Here is a 25468-nt window from a genome sequence, read left to right on the forward strand (position 1 = left end):
TGAAGAGTCACCCTTTGCTCACAGCCGCCAGGATCTCCGGCAGGCGCCTCGCCGTTCCCGGTGCCGCCAGGCGTAGGCCCGCGTACGTCAGCGCCGCCCCGTACCCCGCCCCCGCCGGTAGCAACATCCAGCTCCACTGGTCCCCGTCCGCGCTGACGTTTGACCAGATGGTGAGGGCGATGACCGGGGAGCAGAGGAGGGCCGCGGAGATCATGCCGCCGAAGATGGAGATCCAGGCGAGGCCGGCCTGGCCGGGGGCGACGTTCTTGTGGGTGCCCTGGGGGATGGAGTAGGGGAAGCGGGCCGAGGTCCAGGCGCCGGTGGCGAGCATCGCGCCGAGGAGGGCGAAGGAGAGGCCGAGGACCTCCGGGAGCCGGGACCAGTCGCCGAGCAGCGCTGTCGTCAGGACGGTCACGAGCGCCGCGTACGGCAGGGTGATCACCAGCAACGCCAGGGCACGCGCCCGGAGTTCGGCGTAGGCGTCCCGCGTCGTGGAGATCGTCATCGCGACCATCCAGAACGCGGACGTGTCCTGGCCGAACTGGTTGTACATCTGGATGCCGAGCATCCCGGCCGCGAAGCACGCGAAGTACACCGAACCGGTGCCCTGCAACGCGTTGAACACCGGCACGATCAGACCGATCGCCAGCGAAGTCACCCACGCCGCCTTGGTCTTGGGGTCGCGCCACACGTACCGCAGGCTGCGTTCCATGACCGTCCCCGTGCGCCCGGACGGGAGGAAGCGGGCCAGGCCGCCCGTGGATCCCCTGTCCTTCGCCGCCGGTTCGGCGGACTGGAGCGTCGAGCCGTCGGGTGCCGTCATCAGTTTGGTCAGGCTGCGTGACCAGAGGAGCAGCAGCGCCCCCAAGGCGCAGACGGACAGCACGAGTTGAGTTGCCGCCAGGCCGTACGAACCCCTGCTCACCGAGTCCACCGCGCCGACCGCCGAGGCCGGCGGTACCCAGCGCAACACCTGCGCTGCCGGGTCGAGTTGGGACAGCCCCGACGAACCCAGGCGCTGTACACCGAAGTTGACCAACTGCACGCCGACCGCGATCACCAGCCCGCTCAGCACCGCCAGGTCCCGGCCCTTGCGGCTGGTCAGCAGGCGGATGTTGGCCGCGGCGACCGCCCGCGCGAGGGCCACGCAGATCAGCAGCCCGAGGGCGACCGCCAGGACGGCCGTGACGTATGCGGCGGGTCCGTGCGCCACCGCGATCACGGAACCCAGCAGCAGCATCAGCGTGAACAGCGGACCGATGCCGACCAACGAGGCCGCCAGCAGCGCCCGTACCAACGGCTGGGGCCGAAGTGGCAGCATCACCAGGCGAGTTGGGTCGAGGGTCTCGTCGCCGGACGGGAAGAACAGCGGCATCACCGCCCAGCCCAACCCCAGTACCGCGACCAGGAGTACGACCACGGAGACCGCGTGGGTGTCCCCGCGCAGCGTGATCAGCCCGAGCAGCTGGAGCGCGGCGATCAACAGCACCACGACCGCCGACGCGACGTACGCGGCCCGTCGGCCACCGGACTGCCGTAGACCGTTCCGCAACAGGGACAGCTTCAGGCGTACGACGACGGGAGTGATCGAGGCCGCTGTCGTGGTGTCGCTCATCGGGTGCCGCCGCCCAGCCAGTCGAGGTCGGAGCTGTGGTCGCGGGCGCCCGCGCCGACGAGTTCGAGGAACGCCTGCTGGAGCGTGGGGGATTCGCCGCGGACCTCGGCGAGAGTGCCCTGGGCGCGGATGCGGCCGGCGGCCATCACGGCGACCCAGTCGCAGAGCGACTCGACGAGTTCCATGACGTGGGAGGAGAAGACGACGGTGGCGCCGGAAGCGGTGTAGCGCTCCAGAACGCCCCGGATGGTCTGCGCGGAGACCGGGTCGACACCCTCGAACGGCTCGTCCAGGAACAGGACTTCGGGGTTGTGGAGGAGAGCGGCGGCGAGCCCGATCTTCTTGCGCATACCGGTCGAGTAGTCGACGACGAGCTTGTGCTGCGCCCCGGCCAGGTCGAGCACGTCGAGAAGCTGCGTGGCCCGCTTGTCGACCTCGGCACCGGGCAGCCCCCGCAACCGCCCGCTGTACCCGAGGAGTTCACGCCCCGACAGCCGCTCGAAGAGCCGAAGCCCTTCCGGCAGCACCCCGATCCGCGCCTTGACCGCTACAGGGTCCCGCCACACGTCATGCCCGACGACCGAGACGCTCCCCTGATCGGGCCGCAGCAACCCGGTCACCATGGAGAGGGTGGTGGTCTTCCCGGCTCCGTTGGGCCCGACCAGCCCGATGAACTTCCCCGCGGGCAGCTCAAGATCGATCCCGGCCACGGCAACTTGTTGCCCAAACCGCTTCCATAGCCCGCGCACACTTACAGCCGACGTCATGGAAGCCAACCTAGGGGCGCGGGGCTGTGTTCGATATGCGGCTCCGCCGCGTGGGCGCGACCAGCCACAACGAACCCGCACCCGCAAAACTACCGATCCCGCCCACACGCATAGGCGAGCGGCGAGATCAACTCCTCCGCATCCGGCAGCCACCGGTTGGCAGCAGTCGGCCGACAAGCCCACTGCACAGCCCCCCGAGACCCGAACCGCGTAGGCGGCGCAGCCACATACCCACCCTCACCCAGCACCACAAGATCAAGGGACGCGGGCGCCCACCCGATCCGCCGCACCAGATCCGGCACCTTCACCGAAGCCCCGGGCAGCACGAAGAACTCCATCCGCCGCGCCGGCGTCAACGTCACAGGCCCGAGCGTCAACTCCATCCGCTCCATCCGGGCCAGCGCGAGAAACCCCGAACTCTCCGGAACGGAAATCGCGTCGAACGTCCGCCCCGTGGGCAGCAGAATCGAGGACGCCGGCTGCTTCTGCCACATCCGCCGCGCGACAGTCGCACTGCCCGTCGCCTGCGTCGCCCAGTCCTCACGCGCCGGGTGTGCGCCGGGTGCGGCGCACGCGGGGTCGCCGCAGGAGCAGTGCTGCACCCCGTCGACGGCTTCCAGCCAGGTGCCGGGGAAGACGTCCCAGTGGCGCTCCTCGGCGTAGCGTACGGCTGTCTCCAGCAGCGATTCCCCGCGCTGCTTCGGAATCTGAGCGGCTTCGGTGCCCGCGATCGTCTCTTCCACGCCCAACACAACTCCCGCACCCACCTGGAGTTACGGGGGTAGCGCGCGCGGGGGAGGGGCATCGATTCCGCAACTGGGGCGCATGGAGGCATGTGCGGGGGCGCGCGGGAGGAACGACGGCGGGAGTTGGGTAGCCACGTGTGGGGCGGGCACCAGCTTTTACCCCGGCATTCCTCGCATGCTTCGCATTTTCGCCATGTTCGCTGGGCATTGATCTTCACGGCCGGATCTTTTCGCTTCAGGGGTTGTTCCCAGGGGGTACGCCATGGCCGCAAGGCCACTTGTCGCGCGGCAGCCGAACGAACGGCTGCAGGCGCTCATCCAGGAGGCGGGGTGCTCGAACGCCGGGCTGGCCCGCCGGGTCAACATGTGCGGCGCCGAGCACGGTCTCGACCTGCGCTACGACAAGACGTCCGTGGCCCGTTGGCTGCGGGGACAGCAGCCGCGCGGGCGGGCTCCGGCGATCATCGCCGAGGCACTGGGCCGCAAGCTGGGCCGTACGGTCACGATCGACGAGATCGGCATGGCCAACGGCAAGAACCTCGCGTCGGGCGTGGGCCTGCAGTTCTCGCCGACCGTCCTCGGGGCCATCGAGCAGGTGTGTGAGCTGTGGCGCAGTGACGTGGGGCGCCGGGACTTCCTGTCCGGTTCGTCGGTCGCCGCGTCCGCGCTGGTGGAGCCGAGCCGTGACTGGCTGATCTCCTCGCCGGACTCGCAGGTCGCCCGTGCGGCGGGACCACGTGTCGGCCCGTCCGACGTGGCGGCGGTCCGCGCGATGACCCAGGCGCTGAGCGAGCTGGACCACCAGTACGGCAGCGGGCATGTGCGCCCGGTCGTCGTGCACTACCTCAACAGTGTCGTCTCCGGGCTGCTGGCGGGGTCGTACCGGGAGGCCGTGGGGCGTGAACTCTTCGCCGCCGTCGCCCGGTTGACGGAACTCGCCGGCTACATGGCCGTCGACACGGGTCAACCCGGCCTGGCGCAGCGCTACTACATCCAGGCCCTGCGTCTCGCGCAGGCCGCGGGGGACCGGGGATACGGCGGGTACGTCCTCGCCGCGTCCATGAGTCACCTCGCCGCGCAGCTCGGAAACCCGCGTGAGATCGCCCAGTTGGCGCGGGCGGCGCAGGAGGGGGCGCGTGGGCGCGTGACCCCGCGGGCCGAGGCGATGTTCTACGCGGCGGAGGCGCGCGGGCACGCCCTGATGGGGGACGCGCGGTCGGCGCAGCTCGCGTCGGGGCGCGCGGTGAGCGCGCTGGACGCGGCGGATCCGTCGACCGGTGACGATCCGGCGTGGATCGCGCACTTCGACGAGGCGTATCTCGCCGACGAGTTGGCGCACTGCCACCGCGACCTGGGCCAGGCCGAGGCGGCGGCCCGGTCCGCGCAGGAGTCCCTGGACGGGCACCCGGAGTCGCGGGCGCGCCGCCGGGCCATCGGATACGTCCTCCTCGCGAGCGCGCAGGTGCAGCAGCGCGAGATCGAGCAGGCTTGCAACACGGGCCTGAAAGCAGTGGAGTTGCTCGGTTCGCTGCGGTCCAACCGGGGCGCCGAGTACCTGGACGACTTCCAGCAGCGCCTGGAGCCGTACCGGGACGAGCCGGTGGTGAGGGAGTTCGGGGCGCGGATGGAGTTGCAGGCCGCCGCGTGAACGGCGGGGGGACCGGCAGGTGAACACCGCTCCGGTGCGGAAAGGAGTGCGGACAGCGGCACTTGGAGCGGATGCGGGTCAGGGACTGTTACCGCCGTCACAAGAGGGCAGGTCCAGTCCAGTGCTGCGTGGCACCGGGCTCGGGGTACCCGGTAGCGTGAGCCGACGATCCCGTAGGTCCCCCATTCGTAGGAGTCCCGGTGACGCAGAGTGGACAGGGCGAGGAGCCCTCGGCGCGGCCCGCGCGCGAAGGCATCGTGCTGCCCTCCGACGGAGGCGCACCCCTCCTGCCGGGTATGACGGGCGGACGCGGTGACCAGCAGTCGGGCGGGCAGCCGTCGATAGCGCCGCCGACCAGCGGCCAGTCCTGGGGCGGGCCATGGGGCCCGGACCAGCACGACGAGCAGCATCACCACCAGCACCGGACCCCGGCCCCGCCGCCGGGCCAGGGCTGGGGAGACCAGCAGCAACAGCAGCCGCAGCAACAGTGGGGCGCCGCCCCCGAGCAGCCCGCTCAGGCCCCGTGGGGCGCCCAGGACGGCATCCCCGCCCAGCCGGGCGCCCTGCCCCAGGAGAGCGCCCAGCACGCGGCCTACGGCGTGCAGCAGCAGTCGTACGCCCAGGAGTACCCGTCGGGTTACGCCCAGGAGCCCGCCGCCGGGTACGTCGGCGCGGGCTACGCGTCCGAGCAGTCGCCCGCGATACCCCAGGCCGCCGACCGGCTCCCGCAGGCCGGGACCGGCGCGCAGCCCTACGGGACGGACGCCCAGGCCTACGGCTACGGATACGGCGCTTCCGGCCCGGGTTCCGGCGCGCCCCTGCCGACGTCGTCCGCGAGCGCGTTCCCGAGCGCCCCGCTGCCGCCCGCCGACGAGGGCGCGACGCAGTACATCCCGGCGGTGGCCAACGTGCCCGGCGACGAGGGTGCCACCCAGTTCCTGCCGCCGGTGCCCGCCGCCCCCATGGACGAGGGCGCGACCCAGTACATCCCGCCCGTCGGCCCGGGGGCGCTGCCGCCCGAGATGCCCGCGGCCGCGGGCCCCATGCCGCAGGCCGCGCACCCCGACGCGCAGCCCACGCAGTTCCTCCCGCCGGTACCCGCGCAGGGCGCCGCTCCCGGGTACGGGGCGCGGCCGGGCGGACCGGACGACCGGCAGCCGCCCGCCGAGTTCGACAACCTCTTCCGCAGCGACGCCGGGGGCGAGCAGCCCGCCGCGTCCACGCAGCAGATGCCCCGCTTCCAGCAGCCGCCGCGTGCCGAGCAGCAGGGCCAGCAGGGCCAGCAGGGCTACGGCCAGGCCCAACCGCCCTACGCGCAGCAGGCGTACGCACAGCCCTCGTATGCCCCGCCGGGAGACGGCGGCGGCCGACGTGGCGCTCAAGGCGACGACGGTGGCCGGGGCGGGCGCCGTTCGCGGGTGCCGCTGATCGCCGGGATCGGGGTCGGTATCGCGATCCTCGGGGTCGGCGCCGGGGCCCTGCTCAGCGGGGGCGGCAGCAAGAGCGACGACAACAAGACGGTCGCCGCCACCTCCGCCGCCACGGACGGTTCCTCGGCGGCGGGCACCGATGCCGCGAAGGAACAGGCCGTCGCGCTGGACAAGTTGCTCGCCGACAGCGGCAGCAGCCGTGCCTCGGTGATCAGCGCCGTGGGCAATGTGAAGGCCTGCAACAAGCTCGGCGACTCCGCCTCCGACCTGCGGGACGCCGCCAAGCAGCGCGCCGAACTGGTCACCGAGCTCTCGCAGTTGACGGTGGACAAGCTGCCGGACAACGCGGCCCTGACGACCGCGCTCACCAACGCGTGGAAGGCGTCCGCGTCGGCCGACAACCACTACGCGAGCTGGGCCGACCAGGCGGCCGGCAAGAAGGGCTGCAAGAAGGGCCAGGCCCGCACCACCGGCCAGACCGCGGCGGGCAACGCGGCGAGCGGTGTCGCCAGCAACCAGAAGGCCAAGGCCGCCGCCCTCTGGAACACGATCGCGAAGACCTACGGCCTGACCCAGCGCCAGCCGACCCAGCTCTGAGCACTCCCGACAGGCACTCCCGACAGCGCGGGTCTCAGTCGAGGTTCGCGCTGTCCAGCGTCCTCGTCATATCGAAGAAGCCCTTCTTCGCGGACACCAGAACGCCCTTCCGTACGACCTGAAGGGTCACGTTCGCGTTGACCAGCCGGGCCAGGCCGACCGAGGCGAGGTTGTCGTCGCGGGGGCTCCACTGCAGCGTCGGCGTGAGCCCGCCCGTGTTGACCTTCACACCGTCGTCGAGGGCGCGGCGCACGGTGTCGGAGGTGATGTCACCGTTGCCGAGCGAGTTCACGACGGTCTTGAACGCGGTGTACGCGATCCAGGTGGTCTGCACCCCCGCGTCCGCCGGGTCGATGCGGTTGTCGCCGAAGGCCACCTCGTTGACGGCCTTCTTCATCGGGTCCCAGCGCGCGTCGCTCGCGACCGGGTACCAGCCCGTGATGTACGACCCCTCGTACGGCCCGGACTGGCCGCCCGTGGAGTTGATCTCGGTCTGGTCGACACTGCCGAGCACGGTCGCGGCGTGCACCGCGGGATAGTCCTGGCGGTCGCGCCGGAAGGAGTCCATGAAGGTGTCGGTACGGTCCCCGAGCGAGGGCACCACACAGCCCTCCTTGCCCGAGCCGCCGGTCGCGCTCGTGAGGGCGCGTGTCGACTGGCTCGAGTACTCGGTGGCGTCGTCGGCCGCGAGCTGGTCGGTCGCCGCCGCGTGGCCGCCCGCAGCGAGCCCGGCGTTCAGCAGCGGGGGCAGGTCGTCGCCGGCGATGGAGTCGGGCCGTACGAGGGTGACCGGGCCGCAGGTCGAGGCGAGTTCCTTGCCGAGGCCCGCCAGGAGCGCGGGCTGGCCGCCGTTGACGGGGTAGGACAGGGCGCGGGTGAACTCCTCGGTCGTCACGCCGTAGCCGCCGATGTACGGGATGCCGGCGCCCTCCAGCGGGGCGAAGTACGAGTCGCTGAACTCGCTGTAGGAACCGACGACCGCGACGACGTTCTGCTGCACGGCCTGCCGGGCGCACTTGGCTGCGGCCACGTTCGTGTTGTGGTCGTTGCAGGTCAGGACCTTGAGCTTGCGGCCGTTGATCCCGCCGTGCTTGTTGATCCACTTCGCGTACGCCGTCGCCATGGCGGGCATGCCCGGCTTGTTGGTCGCGTTGGTGTCCCACGGTGCCCACGTCATGACGGTGATCGAGCCGTCCCCGGAGCTCCCCGCGGTACCGGGGATGACCCCGCAGCCGGCCACGAGCGACGCGCACGCCCCCAGGGCGGCCGCCGACAGGACGGTCGCTCTGACGGGCCGGGTGAAGGTGGGGAGGAAGGTGCTGCGGTTGCGTCGCCTGCCTGTCATGGACAGACACGCTTCCGTCACGCCACTAACCGGGGTGTGACTCGGGGTCAACGGTTGGTGACGTGGAGGTGAATTACGGGGGGTGTTCCTGTGTGTGTGACGAGGAACGTACGATCGATGACCGTGCAAGGTTCGGAGAACTCTTCCCGTCGCCCCCGTCGCTCCTCCACCATGGGCGGCATGCCACTGAACGACATGCCCTGGTGGCGCTGGCGCAGCAACGTGCGTTCCGCGCTGCACATGCTCTCCGATCCGGCGTTCCAGCAGAACGTCTGGCTGGCCGGTGTCGACGGGTACGGGGACGTCACCGACGCCGTCTACCGCCTCGTCGAGGACACCTGGCTCGACAACTGGTCCGCCGAGAAGTACGTCGGCACGATCTTCCGGGACTCCCAGGAGGCGGCCCTCGTGGACACCGCCGTCCTGCGCGTCCTGCGGATCATGCACCAGGTCGGCCCCGACGCCCATGTCTCCGTGTACGTCGACCACGAGGCGTGGCCGGACGCGGTGCGGGCGGCGCGGGACGCGCATGTGCGGATGGCGGTGAGTGACGGGGACGACCCGGACACCCCGCCGCGGACGCTTGAGGTTTTGCAGATCATCACGCGGTCCGCGTAGGGCGGGTTCGCGTGCGCGGCTGGTCCGGGTAGGGCGGGCTGTGGGGGTGGGTTTCGGGTTCGTCGGCAGGTGCGGGTGAGTGGGGGCTGGTCGCGCCCACGCGGCGGAGCCGCATATCGACACGGCCCCGCGCCCCTTACCTAGCGCGCCGTGCGTTCAGTCGGTGTGGGTGGGGTCCGGGTGGCGGACGGCGATGCCTGGGCTCAGGGGGATATGGGACCCTGTCCTGCATGAACGCGCAGTCCACCCGAGCCGCGGCACTCGCCGACCAGTACGTCCTCACCCTGTCGTGCCCCGACAAGCAGGGCATCGTGCACGCCGTGTCGAGCTACCTCTTCATGACCGGCTGCAACATCGAGGACAGCCAGCAGTTCGGTGACCACGACACGGGACTGTTCTTCATGCGCGTCCACTTCTCGGCGGAGTCGCCGGTGACGGTGGAGAAGCTGCGGGCGAGCTTCGCGGCGATCGGTGACTCCTTCCACATGGACTGGCAGATCAACCGGGCCGCGGACCGGATGCGGGTCGTGCTGATGGTCAGCAAGTTCGGCCACTGTCTCAACGACCTGCTCTTCCGGGCCCGGATCGGGGCGCTGCCGGTGGAGATCGCGGCGGTGGTGTCCAACCACACGGACTTCGCCGAGCTCGTGGAGTCGTACCACATCCCCTTCCACCACATTCCGGTGACGAAGGACACCAAGGCGGAGGCCGAGGCGCGGGTCCTGGACCTGGTCCGCGAGGAGGACGTCGAACTCGTCGTCCTCGCCCGCTATATGCAGGTCCTCTCCGACGACTTCTGCAAGGCGCTCAGTGGGCGGATCATCAACATCCACCACTCGTTCCTGCCGAGCTTCAAGGGTGCGAAGCCGTATCACCAGGCCCACCTCCGGGGCGTGAAGCTGATCGGTGCGACCGCGCACTATGTCACCGCCGACCTCGACGAGGGCCCGATCATCGAGCAGGAGGTCGAGCGGGTGGGGCATGACGTGACCCCGGACCAGTTGGTGGCGATCGGGCGCGACGTGGAGTGCCAGGCGCTGGCGCGGGCCGTCAAGTGGCACGCCGAGCGTCGAATCCTGCTGAACGGGCGCCGGACGGTCGTGTTCGCCTAGGAGCTCGGGGGTTCGCGTTTCGGGGGCGGCTGCGGGTGCGCTGTGGCTGGTCGCGCAGTTCCCCGCGCCCCTTGGGGGGTTCCGTATCGGGATGGCTGCGGGTGCGTCGTGGTTGCTCGCGCAGTTCCCCGCGCCCCTGAAAACTGGGCCCGCGTTTCGAAGGTGCCCGGTTCCCCGCACCGCTGAAGCTGGGCCCGGGTTACGAAGGGGCGCGGGGAACTGCGCGACCAGCCCCCACTCACCCGCACTCGCCGACGAAACCGAACGCCCCCCTACATCCGGCTCAAGCTCGCCGTGGCGAACAGCACATCCCGGATCGCCTCCCGGTCACCGAGCTGCCCCGCGGCCGCCTCCTCCGGCGACACATGCCCCGCGGCCAAGTGACAGAACTCGACGCCGTCCAGGGCGATATGGGCAACCTCCCGCTCGGCCGACCCCACCGCCCCGGGCGAGTCGAGGGAGATCAACCACTCACCCCCGCCATGCCCCTCGATCTCCAGCCGCAGACTACGACCAGGCTCACCCGCCCCCACCAGATGCCGCCCACTCCCCGGCGAAGCCAACCCGTGCCGCCGCCGCTCGGCCAGCACCACCGGCAACATCCGCGCAGCGAGATCGATCATCCGGTTCAGGTAACGCGGGGACGGCGGATCGTACGGGTAGTCCACCGCTTCCGCGATATCCCCCGCGTGCACCCAGCACTCGAAGGCCCGGTCGAGCATCGCATCGTGCAAGGGAAGCTCGAAGTCGCCGTAGGAGACGGCCAGTTTGCCGGTGCTGCCACCCGTGAACGACACCGTGCGCACGATGTTGTGGCTCTGCTCGCGCCACGGCGAGCGGATGGACCGGGTCGGCGGGAAGTGCGACGACCTCCAGTACGCCTCGGTACGCGAAGCCGGCGTCATGGCCTTGGCGGCGGTCTCCCCGGTCAGCGGGTCGTCGAGCCCCAGCGCCGCCGCGACCAGCCCGTCGACGGTCAGCAGATGCGCGATGACCCCGGCGACAGTCGTACGACGGCTCGTCGGCCCGTCGCCCTCGAACCACCGCAGCCGCACGGGCGCGTGCCACTCGGCGTCACCTATGTCCTGGAGCAGCGCGTCCAGCCGCGCCGTCTCCGCGTCGTACGGCGTCGCCCACACCGGCACCGGAATGCGCGGCGGCCGGCGGTCGAAGGACCCCCTCAGGACGCGGGTGCGCAGACCGGGGTCGAGGTCGAGCGGCTCGACGGGGTGCAGGAGGCCCACCGCGCCGCGCAGCCGCAACGCCTCGTCCGCGCAGGCCCCGCACTCACCGAGGTGCTCCTCCACGGCCGCCGTCTCCGCCGCCGAACACGCGGCCAGCGCCCACGCGCCGAGCAGCGCCTTCAGCACCCGGTGCTCCAGAACCAGCGGCACGGCCCGGGACTCGGCCGCGCCCAGCTCGGGCAGCGGACGCCCGGTGTCCTCCACGGACGCCCGCGGCATCGGAATCCGCGGCGGCTCCCCCTCACCGCTCACGGAACCACGGTCTACGGAACCACCGCTCCCGGAACCACCACCGCGCGAGCGGTCACCGCTCCCGGAACTGCCGCCGACGGAACCACCGCTCCCGGAACTGCCGCCGACGGAACCACCGCTCCCGGAACTGCCGCCAACGGAACCGTCGTTCGCGGAACCGCCCGGCCCGCCCCGCATGCCGTCGTCGCCGTCACCGTCGTCGTTCACCGAACCGCCGTTCCCGGAGCCGTCGTTCACAGAGCGGCCGTCCTCAGAGCCACCAGGCCCACCAGCCCCACCAGCCCCACCAGGACCCCCGCTCGCCCCACCCTGCGCCGGCACGACCTCCTCACCTTCCCCGGCCCCTTCGCCGTACCCCTCGTACCTCTCGAAACCCTCCCGCCACGCATCGCTCACGCCGGACCCCCCGCCCCCGGCGGTGCGCCGGCGTCGTGGGCGGTGGAGAGGAGCTGGAGGCCGAGGCGCAGGCGGCGGCGGGCCTCGTCCTCGGTGACGCCGAGGTCGACGGCGGTCTGGCGGTAGTCACGGCGCTGGAAGTAGGCCAGCTCCAGGGCGGCCCGCAGCGGGGCGGGCATGGACGTGACGATGTAGTCGGCGCGGGCGGCGACGGAGGCACGGCGGACCTTGCGCTCCAGCTCCTCCGTGGAACCCTGGCCGTCGCGCGCGAGCGCGGCCGTCTCCGTGGCGCGCAGGCGCTGCACGGCGAGGCGATGCGTCAGCGCGGCCACCCAGGAACGCAGGGGGCCCTGCTTGGGGTCGTAGGCGTCGGGGTGTTCCCAGACGTGGGCGAAGACCTCGCGGGTGATGCCGTCGGCGGCGCGCTCGTCGCCCAGGACGCGGTGGGCGAGGGAGTGCACGAGGGAGGCGAAGCGGTCGTACAGCTCACCGAGGGCCGCCGCCTCGCCGCGGGCCAGCCGCTGCTGCATCTTGCGGTCCCAACGGGGCGGTGCGTCCTTCGTCGCCATGCGGCCCCCTCACCGTGCCTGTGCCCGAGTCAAGCGTGCGCTCACCGTCTCTTCGAATGTAGTGGGCACGTCTGACAGCGCACCCCCCATTCTGCAATTGCACGCCCCCGAAGGGCCGCGGGTGGTAACGGATCTGCGCCTACCCCACCCACATCTGATCGAACAGGATCGAAGGCGACTAAAACAAGCCTCTTCCGGCCGGTTTCCGTTTCTTCCCCCGTGTTTCAGGGAACGGCCGCTGGGCAGCCGCGCTGCAAGGAAGCGTAGGTACGGCTTCCGTTTCCGGACGGTCTCCGGGAGTTCCGGCTAGCGAAAGGCGCGATGGTGGCCTTCAAAGTGAACGACGGCGAGCGCGGCGGCTGGTCCGTGCTCCTCGTGTCCGGCGAACTGGACCTGGTGACCTCGCCGGTGCTGCGCCAGCGGGTGCACGACGTGGTGGCCGAGGGGCAGCACAGCCTGGTCCTCGACCTCTCCGAGGTGCTCTTCTGCGACTCAAGCGGCGTCGGCGTGCTGATAGCCGCCCGCCGCCTCATCCGCTCCTGCCAGGGCCACCTGCGCGTGGTCCTCCCCGCCCAGGGCGCGGTCGACGGCTCGCACGTCAACCGGGTCCTCGGCGCCCTCGGCGTGCGCCGCCTCTTCGACGTCTACCCCGATGTGATGACAGCCACAGAGGACGAGCCCGAGGACGAGGCGGACCCCCTCTCGGCGTGACGTGTCGGCTTCCGGCGTGACGTCGTTGTTTCGGAATTTCCCCGGTCTTGGTACAAGCGTCGTTTTCCGCTCCCGGACCCGCCCCGGCGTCGTACGCTCCGTCCCAAGCGCACCCCACATGAGTAAGGCGGCCCGAAAGACATGGTCAGCACCGAGTACGAGCGACGGATCGCGGCCCGTTTCGCCACCTTCGACCAGGACGGCAACGGGTTCATCGACCGGGAGGACTTCAACTCGGCGGCCAAGGCGCTGCTCGCGGAGTTCGGTACGGCGGCCCGCTCCGACAAGGGCCAGGCCCTGTACATCGGCGCGGAGGCGTTCTGGCAGGGCATGGCGGGCATCGCGGACCGGGACGGCGACCAGCGCGTCAGCCGCGAGGAGTTCGTCAACGGCGCGGTCAAGCGGCTGCGCGACAACCCGGAGCGCTTCGCCGAGATCGGCCGCCCCTTCCTGCACGCGGCCCTCGACGTCGCGGACCCGGACGGCGACGGCTCGGCCACCATCGCGGACACCGTGCGCGTCCTCAAGGCCCTCGGAGTGCCCGACGAGATCGCCGCGATGGCCGCCGACGCCCTCGACACGGACAGCGACGGCAAGGTCGGCGAGGCGGAGATCATCTCCTCCTTCGCCCGCTACTTCACCGTCCCCGAATAACGCTCCCGCAGCTTGTACTTGAGCACTTTCCGCAGGGTCTCGTTGCGTGGAAGGGCGTCCACGATCTCCAGCTGCTCCGGCAGTTTGTGCACGGACAGCCCTTCCGCGCGCAGATAGTCGGTCACGGCGGCCAGGCTCAACTCACCGGCCCCCGCCGCCTGTTCGACCACCGCACACACCCGCTCCCCCCGCTCGGCATCGGGCAGCCCCACGACGGCCACGTCCTCGACGTCCGGATGCGCGGCCAGCAGATCCTCGATCTCCTTGGCCGAGATGTTCTCCCCCTTGCGGATGATCACGTCCTTCAGCCGCCCGGTGAGAATCAGATGCCCGCTCGCGGTCACTTCCCCCAGGTCCCCGGTCCGCAGGAACCCGTCCCCGTCGAATGCCTCCGCCGTCTGCGCCGGGTCCAAGTACCCCTGACACACGGCCTCCCCGCGCAACCGCACCTCGCCGCCCGCCGCGATCCGTATCTCCATCCCGGCCGGCGGCCGCCCCTCGGTCGTCGCCAGATTCTCTACGGTGTCGTCGGGCGCCCCCATCGTGATCATCGGCACCTCGGTCATGCCGTATCCGTGGGTGAGCTGGACCCCCATCTCCCGTACGACGGAGTGATAGACCTCCGGCGGCTTGGGCGCACCGCCGCCGGCGAGCAGCCGTAGCGAGGGAATGACTTTCTCGCCGGGCTGTTTGCGCTGCTCGGCAAGGAACATGGAATAGAAGGCAGTTGAGCCGCCGGCCACCGTGACCCCGTGCTTGCGGTAGCCCTCCAGCGCGTCCGGCAGCGCGAACTGCTCGAACATCACGGCCGGGAAGCCGTACAGCAGCAGCATCACCGTGTAGTCGGGCCCCGCTATGTGCGCGTACGGGAAGGCCATCGAGCCCACGTCGTCCGCCGTGAGATGGAGCGCGTGCGCGAGGCAGGAGCCGCCCGCGATCAGTGAACGGTCCGTGTGCAGCACGCCTTTGGGGTCGGAGGTCGTGCCGGAGGTCCAGTAGATCCAGCGGACGGAGGTGCCGTCAGTGGGCGGTGCGGGAAGCAAGGCCGGGTCGCCGTCGGGGAGTTGAGAGCTGTCGTACGCCTCGAAGATCCCCTTCGCGCCGAGCCGCCGCGCCATCTCCCTGTAGTCGAAGCCGCGCCAGACGCCCGGCACCGCGAAGTACTCCGCCTTCGACTCCCTTAGCGCGAAGCCGACTTCGCGGTCGCGGTAGAAGGGGATCACCGGTGTCTGTACGGCGCCCAGGCGGGCCAGCGCGAAGGAGAGCAGGGCCGTCTCGATGCGGGTGGGCAGCTGCCAGGCGACGACCGTGCCGGGGCGGACGCCCATGCCGTACAGGCCCGCCGCCACGCGCTCCGACCGGTCGCGCAACTCGCCGAAGCTCAGGGCCCGGTCGTCCTGGAGGAGGACCGGGCGGTCGGGGGTCAAGTCGGCGCGGCGGGCGACCAGTTCCCACAGGGTGCGGGAGGAACTCAGGGAGTACGCGGTCTCGTTCATGGTCCCCTCCTTGGCTGACAACCCGTCAGGTGACATGCTATCTGACGGGTCATCAGATAAGTGCCGTCCCTGCGGAGGGGAACCCATGACCACCGAACTGCCCCGCATCATCAGCGTCGACGACCACGTGATCGAACCCGCGCACCTCTTCGAGACCTGGCTGCCGAAGAAGTACCGCGACCGCGGCCCCCAGCCGCTCACCGCCGGAATCGGCGAACTCGCCTACGTGGCGGGCAAATACCAGATCACGATGGACCCGGACGGCCCGCCCACCGACTGGTGGATCTACGAGGACCTCAAGTTCCCGTACAAGCGCAACATCGCCGCCGTCGGCTTCGACCGCGACGAGATGACCCTGGAGGGCATCACCCGCGAGCAGATGCGCCCCGGCTGCTGGGACCCGGCCGAGCGGCTCAAGGACATGGACCTCAACCACGTCGAGGGCTCCCTCTGCTTCCCGACCTTCCCGCGCTTCTGCGGCCAGACCTTCGCCGAGGCGCACGACAAGGAGGTCGCGCTGGCCTGCGTCCGCGCCTACAACGACTGGATGGTCGAGGAGTGGTGCGGCGACAGCGGCGGCCGGCTCATCCCGCTGTGCCTGATCCCTTTGTGGGACGTGGAGTTGGCGGTCGAGGAGATCAAGCGCAATGCCGCACGCGGAGTGCGCGCGATGACCTTCTCCGAGATCCCCACCTACCTCGGGCTGCCGTCCATCCACTCCGGTTACTGGGACCCGTTCTTCGCGGTCTGCCAGGAGACCGGCACGGTCGTCAACATGCACATCGGCAGCAGCTCCCAGATGCCCGCCGCCTCCCCGGACGCGCCCCCCGCCGTACAGGCCTCGCTCTCCTTCAACAACGCGATGGCCTCGATGATGGACTTCCTCTTCAGCGGGGTCCTGGTGAAGTTCCCGACCCTCAAACTCGCGTACTCCGAAGGGCAGATGGGCTGGATCCCGTACGCCCTGGAACGCGCCGACGACGTGTGGGAGGAGCACCGCGCGTGGGGCGGGGTCAGGGATCTCATCCCCGAGCCGCCGTCGACGTACTACTACCGGCAGATGTTCTGCTGCTTCTTCCGCGACAAGCACGGGGTCGCTTCGCTGGACGTGGTGGGCCGGGACAACGCGACCTTCGAGACCGACTACCCGCACGTCGACTCGACCTTCCCGCACACCAAGGAGGTCGCCCTCGACCATGTGAAGGGCCTCGACGAAGAGACGGTCTACAAGCTGATGCGGGGCAACGCGATCCGCATGCTGGGCCTGGACCTCGACCGGTAATGGACCTCTCGTACACGGCCGAGGAGGACGAGTTCCGGGCGCGCCTGCGGGAGTGGCTGGCCAAGGTGCTGCCCACCCTGCCCCCGAAGCCGTCGCCGGACGACTGGCCCGGCCGGCGCGCCTACGACCTCGGCTGGCAGCGGATGTTGTACGACGCCGGGTACGGCCATGTGCACTGGGACGCGTCCCCGACCACCCGGCTGATCTTCCTGGAGGAGACCGAGAAGGCGGGCGCGCCCTACGTAGGGGCCAATTTCGTCGGGCTGTTGCACGCCGGGCCGACGATCGCCGCGGAGGGCACGGCCGAGCAGCGGGAGCGGTGGCTGCCGCCGGTGCTGCGCGGCGACGAGGTGTGGTGCCAGGGGTTCAGCGAACCGGACGCCGGGTCCGACCTCGCGGCGTTGCGCACGCGCGCGTGGCGGGACGGCGACGACTACGTAGTCACCGGTTCCAAGATCTGGACCTCGCACGCCGAAGTCGCCGACTGGTGCGAGCTGTTGGTCCGGACGGATCCTTCGGCGCCCAAGCACCGGGGGATCAGTTGGCTCGCGATGCCGATGTCCACGGCGGGAATCACCGTACGGCCGTTGCGGACGCTGGCCGGGTCCGCGGAGTTCGCCGAGGTGTTTCTTGACGAGGTGCGGGTGCCTGTCGGGAATCGGGTGGGGGACGAGAACGACGGGTGGCGGGTGACGATGGTGACGTTGTCGTTCGAGCGCGGTACGGCGTTCGTGGGTGAAGTCGTCGCCTGTCGGCGGGTGTTGGGGGAGCTGGCGGTGGAGGCTCGGCGGAACGGGCGTTGGGATGATCCGGTGCTCAGGCGTCAACTGGGGCGGTTGAACGCGGAGTTCCGGGCGTTGTGGCGGCTGACTCAGTGGAACGTGAGTGAGGCGGAAGCCTCCGGCGGTGTCCCGGGTGTGGGCGGCTCGGTCTTCAAACTCCGCTACTCGCACGCCCGTCAGGAGCTGTATGACGCGGCGGCGGATGTTCTTGGCCCTGACTCCCTTGATCTGGAGCGGCCTTGGGTGCTGGATCGGTTGTCCTCGCTCTCCTACACGATCGCTGCGGGTACTTCGCAGATTCAGCAGAACATTGTGGCCGAGCGGATTTTGGGGTTGCCGAAGGGGCGCTGACATGCGGTTTCAACTCACTGATGATCAACGGGTGTTGCGGGCTGCTGTGCGGGATGTAGTTGGTCGTGCATCGTCTGCAGGTGCGTGGGGGCTGGTCGCGCAGTTCCCCGCGCCCCTACAGGGCGCTCCTCGGCTGGACCGGGGTTCGTGGAGGGCCCTTGGAGAGCTCGGGGTGTTCTCGTTGCGGTTGGCCGAAGCTGATGGTGGGGTCGGACTCGGGTTACCCGAAGCCGTGTTGGTGTTTGAGGAGCTCGGGTGGGGGCTGGTGCCCGGGCCGTTGGTGACTACGCATCTCGCGGCCGGGGTGGTGCCTGGCGCGGCCACCGGGGAGGCGGTTGTCGCCGCTGCTGATGGCAGCCTCGTGGAGTGGCTGGACGAGGCCGATGTCGTGTTGCCGGGGGCCGAGGGGGCCGTAGCCCTGCGGTCGGTCGATCCGTTGACGCCGTTGCATCGGGTGCCGGCTCCGGCGCGTACCGAGCCTGTTGCTGTTCTGCTCACTGCTGCCGAGCAGCTCGGTACCGCCGCGCGTGTGTGCGGGCTGGCGGTGCAACACGCCCGGACGCGGGAGCAGTTCGGGCAGCCGATCGGGGGGTTCCAGGCCGTCAAGCATTTGTGCGCGCAGTCGTTGGTGCGGGTGGAGGTGGCGCGGGCCGCCGTGTACGCGGCGGCTGTGACCGGGGACGCGGTGGACATCGCGGCGGCTCGGTTGCTCGCTGACGAGGCTGCCGTGCGGGGGGCCCGGGACTGTCTGCAGGTGCATGGCGGGATGGGCTTCACCTGGGAGTCCGAGGTTCATCTGCATCTGAAACGGGCGTGGGTGCGTGCTCGGCGTGGCGGTGGGGGCACGGAGAGTGAGGAGTTGCTCGCGGCCGATCTGGTGGCTCGCGTGGCCTAGCGGGGCGCCTGCCTGCGGGGACCGGGAGGGGGCCGACAACGGTGTCGCGGATCGTGGCATATCGAAATCACGGAGCGTTGATATCGGGTTGTGTCCTACGCGTGACTTGTCACGGCCTGGAGTCGTCTGTGGGCTCCGGTACCTTGTGTGGGATGCGAGTGGTTCAAGGTACGAGCCATGCCGGTGTTGCCCGTGAGGCGGCTCCGGATCGGGCGATGCGCACCCCCGCTCGCACGGCAGAACAGGCTTTCACCCCTGCCTGTTCGACTCCCCGCGGCGAGCGTCGCACAGTATCCCGCACTCGTACTCCTTCGCGCTGGAATATGCCCGAAGCGCTTGTTGGGGTGACTGAACGTCAACCATGCTGTCTCGCAAGGGATTCACGTTCCGTGACCCTTGTTCTGGCCGTTGTTCTGGTCATGCAGGAAATGGCTACGATCGTGGCCCTCGTGAGGCGCGAGGCTAAGTGTCCGCCGGTTCGGATGGTGTGAGCGGTGCAGGTGCTTCAAGTGCAGCTGGAGATCCGGCCCGACCCCGCTGAGGTGGGGCGAGCCCGGCGGTGGGCGCGTTCGCGGCTCGCGGGGTCCGGGATAGAGGCCGACGAGCCGCTCGCGGAGACGCTGATCCTGCTCGTCTCCGAGCTGGTCACCAACGCCGTGGTGCACACCGGCTGTCCGGCCGTGCTGCGGCTCTCCCTGCCGGACGTGGCGACCGAGTCGGCCACCGTGCGCCTGGAGGTCGCCGACACCAGCTGCAAGGCGCCCGTGCCGCGCTGCGCGGACGGCGACGAGACCGGCGGCCGCGGCCTGGCCCTGGTGGACGGCCTCGCCGACCGCTGGGGCTGGAGCGCCGAGGGCACCGGCAAGCGCATCTGGTGCGAGATCGACCGGGACAGTGAACCCCGGGAGGCCGCGTGCACGGGCGGTGTCGCGGCGTACGAGGGCTTCGAGTTCGAGGGCTTCGCGTACGAGGCCGTGTAGGGCCGTGTAGGTGCTGCCTGCAAGTGCCGGGCGGAGATGCGCCGGGCTGTGCTTCCGTGCGCGCCCTGTGACAAATGGCCCTTACGGAACAAATCCCCGGATGGGCGTTGACGCGACGTGACCATGTGGTCACGCTTGTGGGCAGCGATTCGCCGCGAGGGGACGGCGAGGGCTTCGGTGACGGGAGCCCTCGGCGAGTGTGGGTCGTGTTCGGCGTGGGCCTCCTCGGGGCCGGGGGTCAGGACGGGGCGCCGGAGTCGGATGGCGGCACGCGGTGCCGTGCTCGGGGCGGGCAGCAGCGCGCCGCCATCCGACCGTAAGTCCGGCCCTCGTCAAAACCGGACTGCCCTAGAGGATGGCGATCGGGGCCACCGGGGTTCCCGTTGCGCCCACGAAAGGTTCGGGCATCGCCGAGAGGAAGAACGTGTAGCGGTTCTCTTGTCCACAGGCTGTGGACAACTCTTCGAGATTCCAGTTCTGGCCCTGCAGCATGCCCATCTCGACCAGATCGAGCGCGTGCACCGGCAGCCACAAGTCGTCTATTTCCGGCGGAAATATCTCAAAGGTCAGAGTGTCGTTGGCGACCGCCGCGACATCCCGCGCGTGGAACCACTCCGGCGTACGGACCGACAGCCCGGGTGACGGATAGCCGTACCCGTGCTTGTCACCGGCCAGATACACCTGCACCTGCCCGGTCCGTACGAGCACGATGTCGCCCGCGCGGACACGCGTACCGCCGAACTCCTCGGCGGCTTCGAGGTCTTCAGGGGTGACCGCGTGCCCGCCCTCCAGTCGATCGACGCCCCGCGCGCGTGCCACGTCGAGCAGGACACCGCGCGAGACGATGTGCCGGGCCTTGTCGATCCCGCTGAACTCGGCGCCGCCGTGCGGGGTCACGGTGCCGGCGGGGCGGCCGTTGTAGAGCTTCCCGGAGTGCGAGACGTGGGTGAGCGCGTCCCAGTGCGTGCCGGCCTGCAGTCCCATGGTCACGGCGTCGTCGCTGCACGCGACCGTTCCCGGGCCGAAGAGTTCCTGGTTGATCTGCACCATCGCGTGCAGGGGGTTGATGCGGCCGGGGATCATCCCCGTCTGGACGCCGTCCTGTTGGAGGGGTAGCGCGAGGGGGATGCGGCGGCCGGTGCGGATCTCGGCGGCGGCCTTTCGGATCACTTCATCGGTGATCAGGTTCAGCGTGCCGATCTCGTCGTCCGAGCCCCAACGGCCCCAGTTGTTCACGCGCTTGGCGATGTCGTGGAACTCCGGACCAAGTGACGGCGGTGACGTCTGTGGTGACATCGGGGCCTCCCCGGGGCTTGTCCTCAGGTATCTGACGGGTCGTAGAATCTGAGTCGAATCTAACGGACCGTCAGAAACCGTGGGAGGGGCCGGACATGGGGAACTTCTTGGCTGGCAAGGTCATCGCTGTCACGGGGGCGGGGCGGGGGATCGGGCGGGCGGTTGCGCTGGCGGCTGCCGCCGAGGGGGCGCGGGTTGTCGTCAACGACTACGGGGTCTCTATGGACGGGGCGTCGCCTACGAGTGAGATCGCCGAGGGGGTCGTAAAGGAGATCTCGGCTGCGGGTGGGGAAGCTGTCGCTGTTGCCGATGACATCTCAACCATGGCTGGGGGGCAGCGGGTTGTTGATGTTGCGGTGTCTTCGTACGGGCGGATCGATGGGGTGGTGTGCGTTGCCGGGATTCTTCGGGAGCGGATGCTTTTCAATATGTCCGAGGAGGAGTGGGATCCCGTTCTCGCCACTCATCTGAAGGGGACGTTCACTGTGTTTCGGGCGGCTTCTGCGGTGATGCGGAAGCAGCGGGCGGGGACGTTGATCGGGTTCACCAGTGGGAATCATCAAGGGTCGGTTTCTCAGGCCAATTACAGTGCGGCCAAGGGCGGGATTATTTCGCTGGTGCGGAGTGCTGCGCTTGGGTTGAACAAGTATGGGGTCACCGCTAACGCGGTTGCGCCTGTTGCTCGTACGCGGATGTCTGCGAACGTTCCTATGGAGTTGGCGGAGATCGGGTCGCCGGAGGATGTGGCGCCGCTGGTTGTCTATTTGTTGTCCGAGCGGGCTCGGGAGGCTGGGATTACCGGGCAGGTTTATACCGTTGCCGGGGAGAAGATTGCGGTTTGGGCGCAGCCTCGGGAGTTGCGGGCGGCGTATGCGTCCGGGGGGTGGACGGCTGAGAAGATCGCTGAGCTTTTGCCGGGGTCTGTCGGGGTGGATCCGATGCCGATGCTTTCTCGGTTGCAGGAGATGGAGCGGGCTGCGCGGGATGGGAGTCGACCTAACGCCTAGTGGGGTGGGGTGGTGCGTTGAGTGGCGTGTGCGGGTGTGTTGGGGCTGGTCGCGCAGTTCCCCGCGCCCCTTGAGGGAGTTGGCCTGAGCGGAGTTTTTTTAGGAGCCCCTGTGGAATTTGGGTTTGCTGCCGAGGATGAAGTTTTTCGGGCGGAGGTTCGGGCGTGGCTCTCTGAGCATGCTGATTCGGATCCGGATCGGCGTGTGTGGGAACGGACGCTTGGTAAGAGTGGGTGGATTGGGCTGGGTTGGCCCGAGACCGGGTACGGGAATCGCAGTGCCACCCTCACTCAACAGGTCGCCTGGGCCGAGGAGTATGCGCGGTCGGACGCGCCGCCTCGGTCCGGGCATATTGGGGAGAACCTTCTTGCCCCTACCCTCATCGCGCATGGAAGCGACGAGCAGAAATCCCGTTTCCTGCCGGCCATCGCCGCGGGGGATGAGCTGTGGTGTCAGGGATACAGCGAACCCGGGGCCGGGTCGGATCTCGCAGGGGTGCGGACTGTTGCCGTGCGGGACGGTGAGGAGTACCGGGTCACGGGGCAGAAGATATGGACCTCGCTCGCCCATGAGGCCGACTGGTGTTTTGTGTTGGCTCGGACTGAGGTGGGGTCTCGGCGGCATCGGGGGTTGAGCTTTCTGCTCGTGCCGATGGATCAGCCGGGGTGTGTCGAGGTGCGGCCCATACGGCAGTTGACCGGGACGAGCGAATTCAACGAGGTGTTCTTTGACGGGGCACGTGCGCGTGCCGAGCATCTTGTGGGCGGGGAGGGCGAGGGGTGGACCGTCGCCATGAGCCTGCTCGGGTTCGAGCGGGGGGTGTCGACCCTGGCCCAACAGATCGGGTTCGCGCGGGAGTTGGGGCGAGTGGTTGAAACCGCCGTTGCCTCGGGGGCCGTTGGTGATCCCGTCCTGCGTGATCGACTCGTGCGGCAGTGGGCCGAGTTGAAGGCCATGCGGTGGAACGCCCTGCGGACCCTGGGGCGGGCCGGCGACGCGGGGGCTCCCAGTGTGGCCAAGCTGCTGTGGGGCGGGTGGCATCAGCGGCTCGGGGAGTTGGCGATGCAGGTGCGGGGGGCCGAGGCGACGGTCGGGCCGGTGGACTGGACGCCGTCCCTGTCGTACGAACTCGACCTGCTCCAGCACCTGTTCCTCTTTTCGCGGGCCGACACGATCTACGGCGGCTCGGACCAGGTTCAGCGCACGATCATCGCCGAGCGGGTGCTCGGTCTGCCCAGGGAACCCAAGGGGGTCGTCTGATGCGCGGTGTGGTCTTCGACGGCAAGCAGATCCAGGTCGTGGACGATCTGGAGGTCCGGGAGCCGGGCCCCGGTGAGGTGCTGGTCGCCATCTCGGCGGCCGGGTTGTGCCACAGCGATCTGTCTGTGGTGGACGGGACCATACCTTTCCCCGTTCCCGTGGTGCTGGGGCATGAGGGTGCCGGGGTGGTCGAGGCTGTGGGTGTGGGCGTCACCCATGTCGTGCCCGGGGATCATGTCGCTCTGTCCACGCTCGCCAACTGCGGGACCTGCGCCGAGTGCGACCGGGGGCGGCCGACCATGTGCCGGCAGGCCATCGGGCGGCCGGGGAAGCCGTTCACGCGGGGCGGGCAGTCGGTGTACCAGTTCGCTTCCAACTCCGCCTTCGCCGAGCGGACCGTGGTGCAGGCCGTGCAGGCCGTGCGGATTCCGAAGGACATTCCGATGCCCTCCGCCGCGCTCATCGGGTGCGGGGTGTTGACCGGGGTCGGTGCTGTTCTCAATCGGGCGCGCGTTGGACTTGGGGACAGTGTCGTCGTCATCGGGACGGGTGGGATCGGGCTCAATGTGCTTCAAGGGGCCCGGATCGCGGGGGCGTTGACGATCGTCGCCGTGGATGCGAACCCTGGGAAGGAGGCTGTGGCGCGGGAGTTCGGGGCCACGCACTTCCTTACGTCTGCCGAGGGTGTGCGGGAGATTCTGCCCAACGGGGCGGACCATGCGTTCGAGTGTGTGGGGCGGGTGGAGTTGATACGGCAGGCCGTGGATCTGCTGGATCGGCATGGGCAGGCTGTGCTGTTGGGGGTGCCGCCGGCTACCGCCGAGGCGTCCTTCCTTGTCTCGTCCATGTATTTGGACAAGTCGATCCTCGGGTGCCGGTACGGGTCGTCGCGGCCGCAGCGGGACATCGCCCTGTACGCCCAGCTGTATCGCGAAGGGCGGTTGCTGCTCGATGAGTTGGTGACCGAGACGTATCCCGTCGAGGACTTCGAGAAGGCGGCGGGGGACGCGGAGGCGGGGCGGGTGGCGCGCGGGGTTCTCACGTTCTGACGTTCTGGCGGTGGCTTCGGGCGTGCTTGACGGTTGCATGGCTGGAGTTATCCACAGGCGGGGGAAATTCCTGGGGCGTTGTCGGTCCCGGGCCTTAGCGTTTTGGCATGACTTACCGCGATGTGGTCTCCCGACAGGTGCTGACCTGGGCATGCACCGCCATAGGCGCCCGGATGCCGGTGGCCATGGCGCCGCTGGCCCTGGTCTTCCTGGTGCGCGAGCGGCCGGGGGGTTACTCGCTGGGCGCGATACTCGCGGCGGCCTATGTGCTGGGGGAGATAGGCGGGGCGCCGGTGCTCGGGATGCGGCTGCGGCCGGAGCGGGCCCGGGTTCAGCTGGCTGTCGGGCTCGCGGTCGGGACGGTGGGGTTTCTCGGGCTCGGGGTGTTTCCGGGGGCGCATCCTGTCGTGCTCGCCGGGTTCGCGTTCGTCGCCGGGGGTGCGCCGGCCGCCGCGACCGGTGGACTGCGCACGCTGCTCAGCGAGTTGGTGCCGGCGCGGTCCGTGGCGCAGGCCCTGTCCGTCGAGTCGATCCTTACGGCGGGCGTGTGGGCCGTGTCTCCGGCGGCGGTGGCCGGGCTGGCGCTCGGTGTCGCGCCGAGGGTGCCCTTGTTGCTTGCGGCCGTGTTGATGGCGTGGTCGGTCGCGGGGTTGTGGTTGCTGCCGGCCAGGTGGGGTGCGGGCGGTGCGGATGGCTCGGGCGGCGGGGAGGGGCCTCCGCTGCTCAGGGTGCTGGTCGGGGCGTGGCCGGTGTACATCGTGGGTGCGGCCAGCCTTGCCCTGCTCGGGCTGTCGGAGCTTGTCCTTCCGGCTCTGCTCGAACAGCGCGGCATCGGGGTCGGCTGGTCGGGTCCTCTGCTGACCGGGATGGCGGTGGGGGGTGGGCTGGGTGCGTTCGTCTACGGGCTGCGAGGCTGGCCGGGGCTGTTGCGCACCCGGAGTGCGGTGCTGATGGCGGGCACCTCGGTGTGCGTGGCGCTGGCCGCGGTGATACCGGCCACGGCGGGGATCGCGGTCGCGTTGGTCATGGGCGGCACGCTTCAGTCGGGGGCGATGCTCACCCGGAATCTCTCGCTGCGTGAGGTGTTGCCGCCGGGCGCGTTGGCCGCGGGGTACTCCGTGATGTACGCGGCGGCGGGGGCGGGGTATGCGGCGACGGGGTCGCTGGCCGGTGCCCTGCTCAGGGTGGCCGCACCGTCCACGGCGATTCTGGCGGGGGTGTGCCTGACCGTGGCGATGACCGGCGTGGGGTGGTGGGGAGAGGCGCGGCGGGCGAGACGGGTCGCGTGTGCGGAGGGGAGTGGTGAGGGCGCCGTAGAACTAGGGGGTGTTGGAGCTGGAGTGGGTGCTGAGGGCGTCAAGTGAGC

The 25468-nt window shown here is 69.8% G+C and carries 22 protein-coding genes; 14 read left to right on the forward strand and 8 right to left on the reverse strand.

The window, feature by feature from the left end; translation table 11 throughout:
* Positions 1 to 7: 7 nt before the first annotated feature.
* The 3 genes from OG504_RS30320 to OG504_RS30330 form a co-directional block, all read right to left on the reverse strand.
* On the reverse strand, positions 8 to 1615 hold the full coding sequence (locus OG504_RS30320) for a transporter (protein WP_405992639.1): 1608 nt from the start codon (positions 1613 to 1615) through the stop codon (positions 8 to 10).
* Positions 1612 to 2382 carry an ABC transporter ATP-binding protein gene (locus tag OG504_RS30325; protein ID WP_405992640.1) on the reverse strand — a complete coding sequence of 257 codons (771 nt, stop codon included), beginning with the start codon at positions 2380 to 2382 and terminating at the stop codon, positions 1612 to 1614. Before OG504_RS30325 ends, OG504_RS30320 begins: the two co-directional genes overlap by 4 nt.
* An 89-nt stretch (positions 2383 to 2471) precedes the next feature.
* Positions 2472 to 3134, reverse strand: a complete 663-nt coding sequence (locus OG504_RS30330) for a bifunctional DNA primase/polymerase (RefSeq protein WP_405948659.1) — start codon at positions 3132 to 3134, stop codon at positions 2472 to 2474.
* 256 nt (positions 3135 to 3390) lie between these two features.
* Here OG504_RS30330 and OG504_RS30335 point away from each other — a divergent pair, with 256 nt between their 5' ends.
* Complete coding sequence (locus tag OG504_RS30335) at positions 3391 to 4776, forward strand: transcriptional regulator (RefSeq protein WP_393752364.1); 1386 nt, start codon at positions 3391 to 3393, stop codon at positions 4774 to 4776.
* Between the two features lie 200 nt (positions 4777 to 4976).
* A complete protein-coding gene (locus OG504_RS30340; RefSeq protein ID WP_405992641.1) occupies positions 4977 to 6803 on the forward strand; it encodes a hypothetical protein in 1827 nt (608 codons plus the stop codon).
* A 34-nt stretch (positions 6804 to 6837) separates the two neighbouring features.
* On the opposite strand, the gene OG504_RS30345 is transcribed toward OG504_RS30340, so the two are convergent.
* A complete protein-coding gene (locus OG504_RS30345; RefSeq protein WP_405992642.1) occupies positions 6838 to 8148 on the reverse strand; it encodes an ABC transporter substrate-binding protein in 1311 nt (436 codons plus the stop codon).
* A gap of 117 nt (positions 8149 to 8265) precedes the next feature.
* On the opposite strand from OG504_RS30345, the gene OG504_RS30350 reads away from it, so the two are divergent.
* On the forward strand, positions 8266 to 8766 hold the full coding sequence (locus tag OG504_RS30350) for an SCO4402 family protein (protein WP_026150474.1): 501 nt from the start codon (positions 8266 to 8268) through the stop codon (positions 8764 to 8766).
* 230 nt (positions 8767 to 8996) lie between these two features.
* Positions 8997 to 9878, forward strand: a complete 882-nt coding sequence (purU, locus tag OG504_RS30355) for a formyltetrahydrofolate deformylase (protein WP_405992643.1) — start codon at positions 8997 to 8999, stop codon at positions 9876 to 9878.
* 272 nt (positions 9879 to 10150) lie between these two features.
* On the opposite strand, the gene OG504_RS30360 is transcribed toward purU, so the two are convergent.
* Positions 10151 to 11611, reverse strand: coding sequence for a zf-HC2 domain-containing protein (locus OG504_RS30360; RefSeq protein ID WP_405992644.1), 1461 nt, complete (start codon positions 11609 to 11611; stop codon positions 10151 to 10153).
* Positions 11612 to 11766: 155 nt separating this feature from the next.
* Positions 11767 to 12339: a sigma-70 family RNA polymerase sigma factor gene (locus tag OG504_RS30365; RefSeq protein ID WP_405992645.1), complete on the reverse strand. Its 573-nt coding sequence runs from the start codon at positions 12337 to 12339 to the stop codon at positions 11767 to 11769.
* Positions 12340 to 12660: 321 nt separating this feature from the next.
* Between OG504_RS30365 and OG504_RS30370 the strand changes: the two genes are divergently transcribed.
* Complete coding sequence (locus OG504_RS30370) at positions 12661 to 13050, forward strand: STAS domain-containing protein (protein WP_033286534.1); 390 nt, start codon at positions 12661 to 12663, stop codon at positions 13048 to 13050.
* Positions 13051 to 13191: 141 nt separating this feature from the next.
* Positions 13192 to 13704, forward strand: a complete 513-nt coding sequence (locus tag OG504_RS30375; RefSeq protein WP_019057337.1) for an EF-hand domain-containing protein — start codon at positions 13192 to 13194, stop codon at positions 13702 to 13704.
* Here OG504_RS30375 and OG504_RS30380 read toward each other — a convergent pair.
* Positions 13683 to 15200: a class I adenylate-forming enzyme family protein gene (locus OG504_RS30380; RefSeq protein ID WP_405992646.1), complete on the reverse strand. Its 1518-nt coding sequence runs from the start codon at positions 15198 to 15200 to the stop codon at positions 13683 to 13685. The two genes, OG504_RS30375 and OG504_RS30380, sit on opposite strands and share 22 nt — an antisense overlap.
* Positions 15201 to 15285: 85 nt before the next feature.
* Between OG504_RS30380 and OG504_RS30385 the strand changes: the two genes are divergently transcribed.
* The 4 genes from OG504_RS30385 to OG504_RS30400 all read left to right on the forward strand — a co-directional run bounded on the left by OG504_RS30385 (position 15286) and on the right by OG504_RS30400 (position 19490).
* On the forward strand, positions 15286 to 16482 hold the full coding sequence (locus OG504_RS30385) for an amidohydrolase family protein (protein ID WP_405992647.1): 1197 nt from the start codon (positions 15286 to 15288) through the stop codon (positions 16480 to 16482).
* Positions 16482 to 17615 carry an acyl-CoA dehydrogenase family protein gene (locus OG504_RS30390; RefSeq protein ID WP_405992648.1) on the forward strand — a complete coding sequence of 378 codons (1134 nt, stop codon included), beginning with the start codon at positions 16482 to 16484 and terminating at the stop codon, positions 17613 to 17615. The genes OG504_RS30385 and OG504_RS30390 overlap by 1 nt, the downstream gene beginning before the upstream one ends.
* 1 nt (position 17616) lies before the next feature.
* A complete protein-coding gene (locus OG504_RS30395) occupies positions 17617 to 18510 on the forward strand; it encodes an acyl-CoA dehydrogenase family protein (protein ID WP_405992649.1) in 894 nt (297 codons plus the stop codon).
* Positions 18511 to 19019: 509 nt separating this feature from the next.
* Positions 19020 to 19490 (forward strand): ATP-binding protein, encoded by a 471-nt coding sequence (locus OG504_RS30400; RefSeq protein WP_405996463.1) that lies wholly within the window; start codon positions 19020 to 19022, stop codon positions 19488 to 19490.
* Positions 19491 to 19838: 348 nt separating this feature from the next.
* Here the strand turns inward: OG504_RS30400 and OG504_RS30405 are convergent, their stop codons facing one another.
* Positions 19839 to 20786: a cyclase family protein gene (locus OG504_RS30405; RefSeq protein ID WP_405992650.1), complete on the reverse strand. Its 948-nt coding sequence runs from the start codon at positions 20784 to 20786 to the stop codon at positions 19839 to 19841.
* A 95-nt stretch (positions 20787 to 20881) separates the two neighbouring features.
* On the opposite strand from OG504_RS30405, the gene OG504_RS30410 reads away from it, so the two are divergent.
* The 4 genes from OG504_RS30410 to OG504_RS30425 all read left to right on the forward strand — a co-directional run bounded on the left by OG504_RS30410 (position 20882) and on the right by OG504_RS30425 (position 25466).
* Positions 20882 to 21793, forward strand: coding sequence for an SDR family NAD(P)-dependent oxidoreductase (locus OG504_RS30410; protein ID WP_405992651.1), 912 nt, complete (start codon positions 20882 to 20884; stop codon positions 21791 to 21793).
* A gap of 111 nt (positions 21794 to 21904) precedes the next feature.
* Positions 21905 to 23053 carry an acyl-CoA dehydrogenase family protein gene (locus OG504_RS30415; protein ID WP_405992652.1) on the forward strand — a complete coding sequence of 383 codons (1149 nt, stop codon included), beginning with the start codon at positions 21905 to 21907 and terminating at the stop codon, positions 23051 to 23053.
* Positions 23053 to 24102 carry an alcohol dehydrogenase catalytic domain-containing protein gene (locus OG504_RS30420; protein ID WP_405992653.1) on the forward strand — a complete coding sequence of 350 codons (1050 nt, stop codon included), beginning with the start codon at positions 23053 to 23055 and terminating at the stop codon, positions 24100 to 24102. The genes OG504_RS30415 and OG504_RS30420 overlap by 1 nt, the downstream gene beginning before the upstream one ends.
* A gap of 107 nt (positions 24103 to 24209) precedes the next feature.
* Positions 24210 to 25466 carry an MFS transporter gene (locus OG504_RS30425; RefSeq protein ID WP_405992654.1) on the forward strand — a complete coding sequence of 419 codons (1257 nt, stop codon included), beginning with the start codon at positions 24210 to 24212 and terminating at the stop codon, positions 25464 to 25466.
* Positions 25467 to 25468 lie beyond the last annotated feature (2 nt).

The sequence above is a fragment of the Streptomyces sp. NBC_00986 genome (assembly GCF_045162565.1).
Taxonomy (GTDB): Bacteria; Actinomycetota; Actinomycetes; order Streptomycetales; family Streptomycetaceae; genus Streptomyces.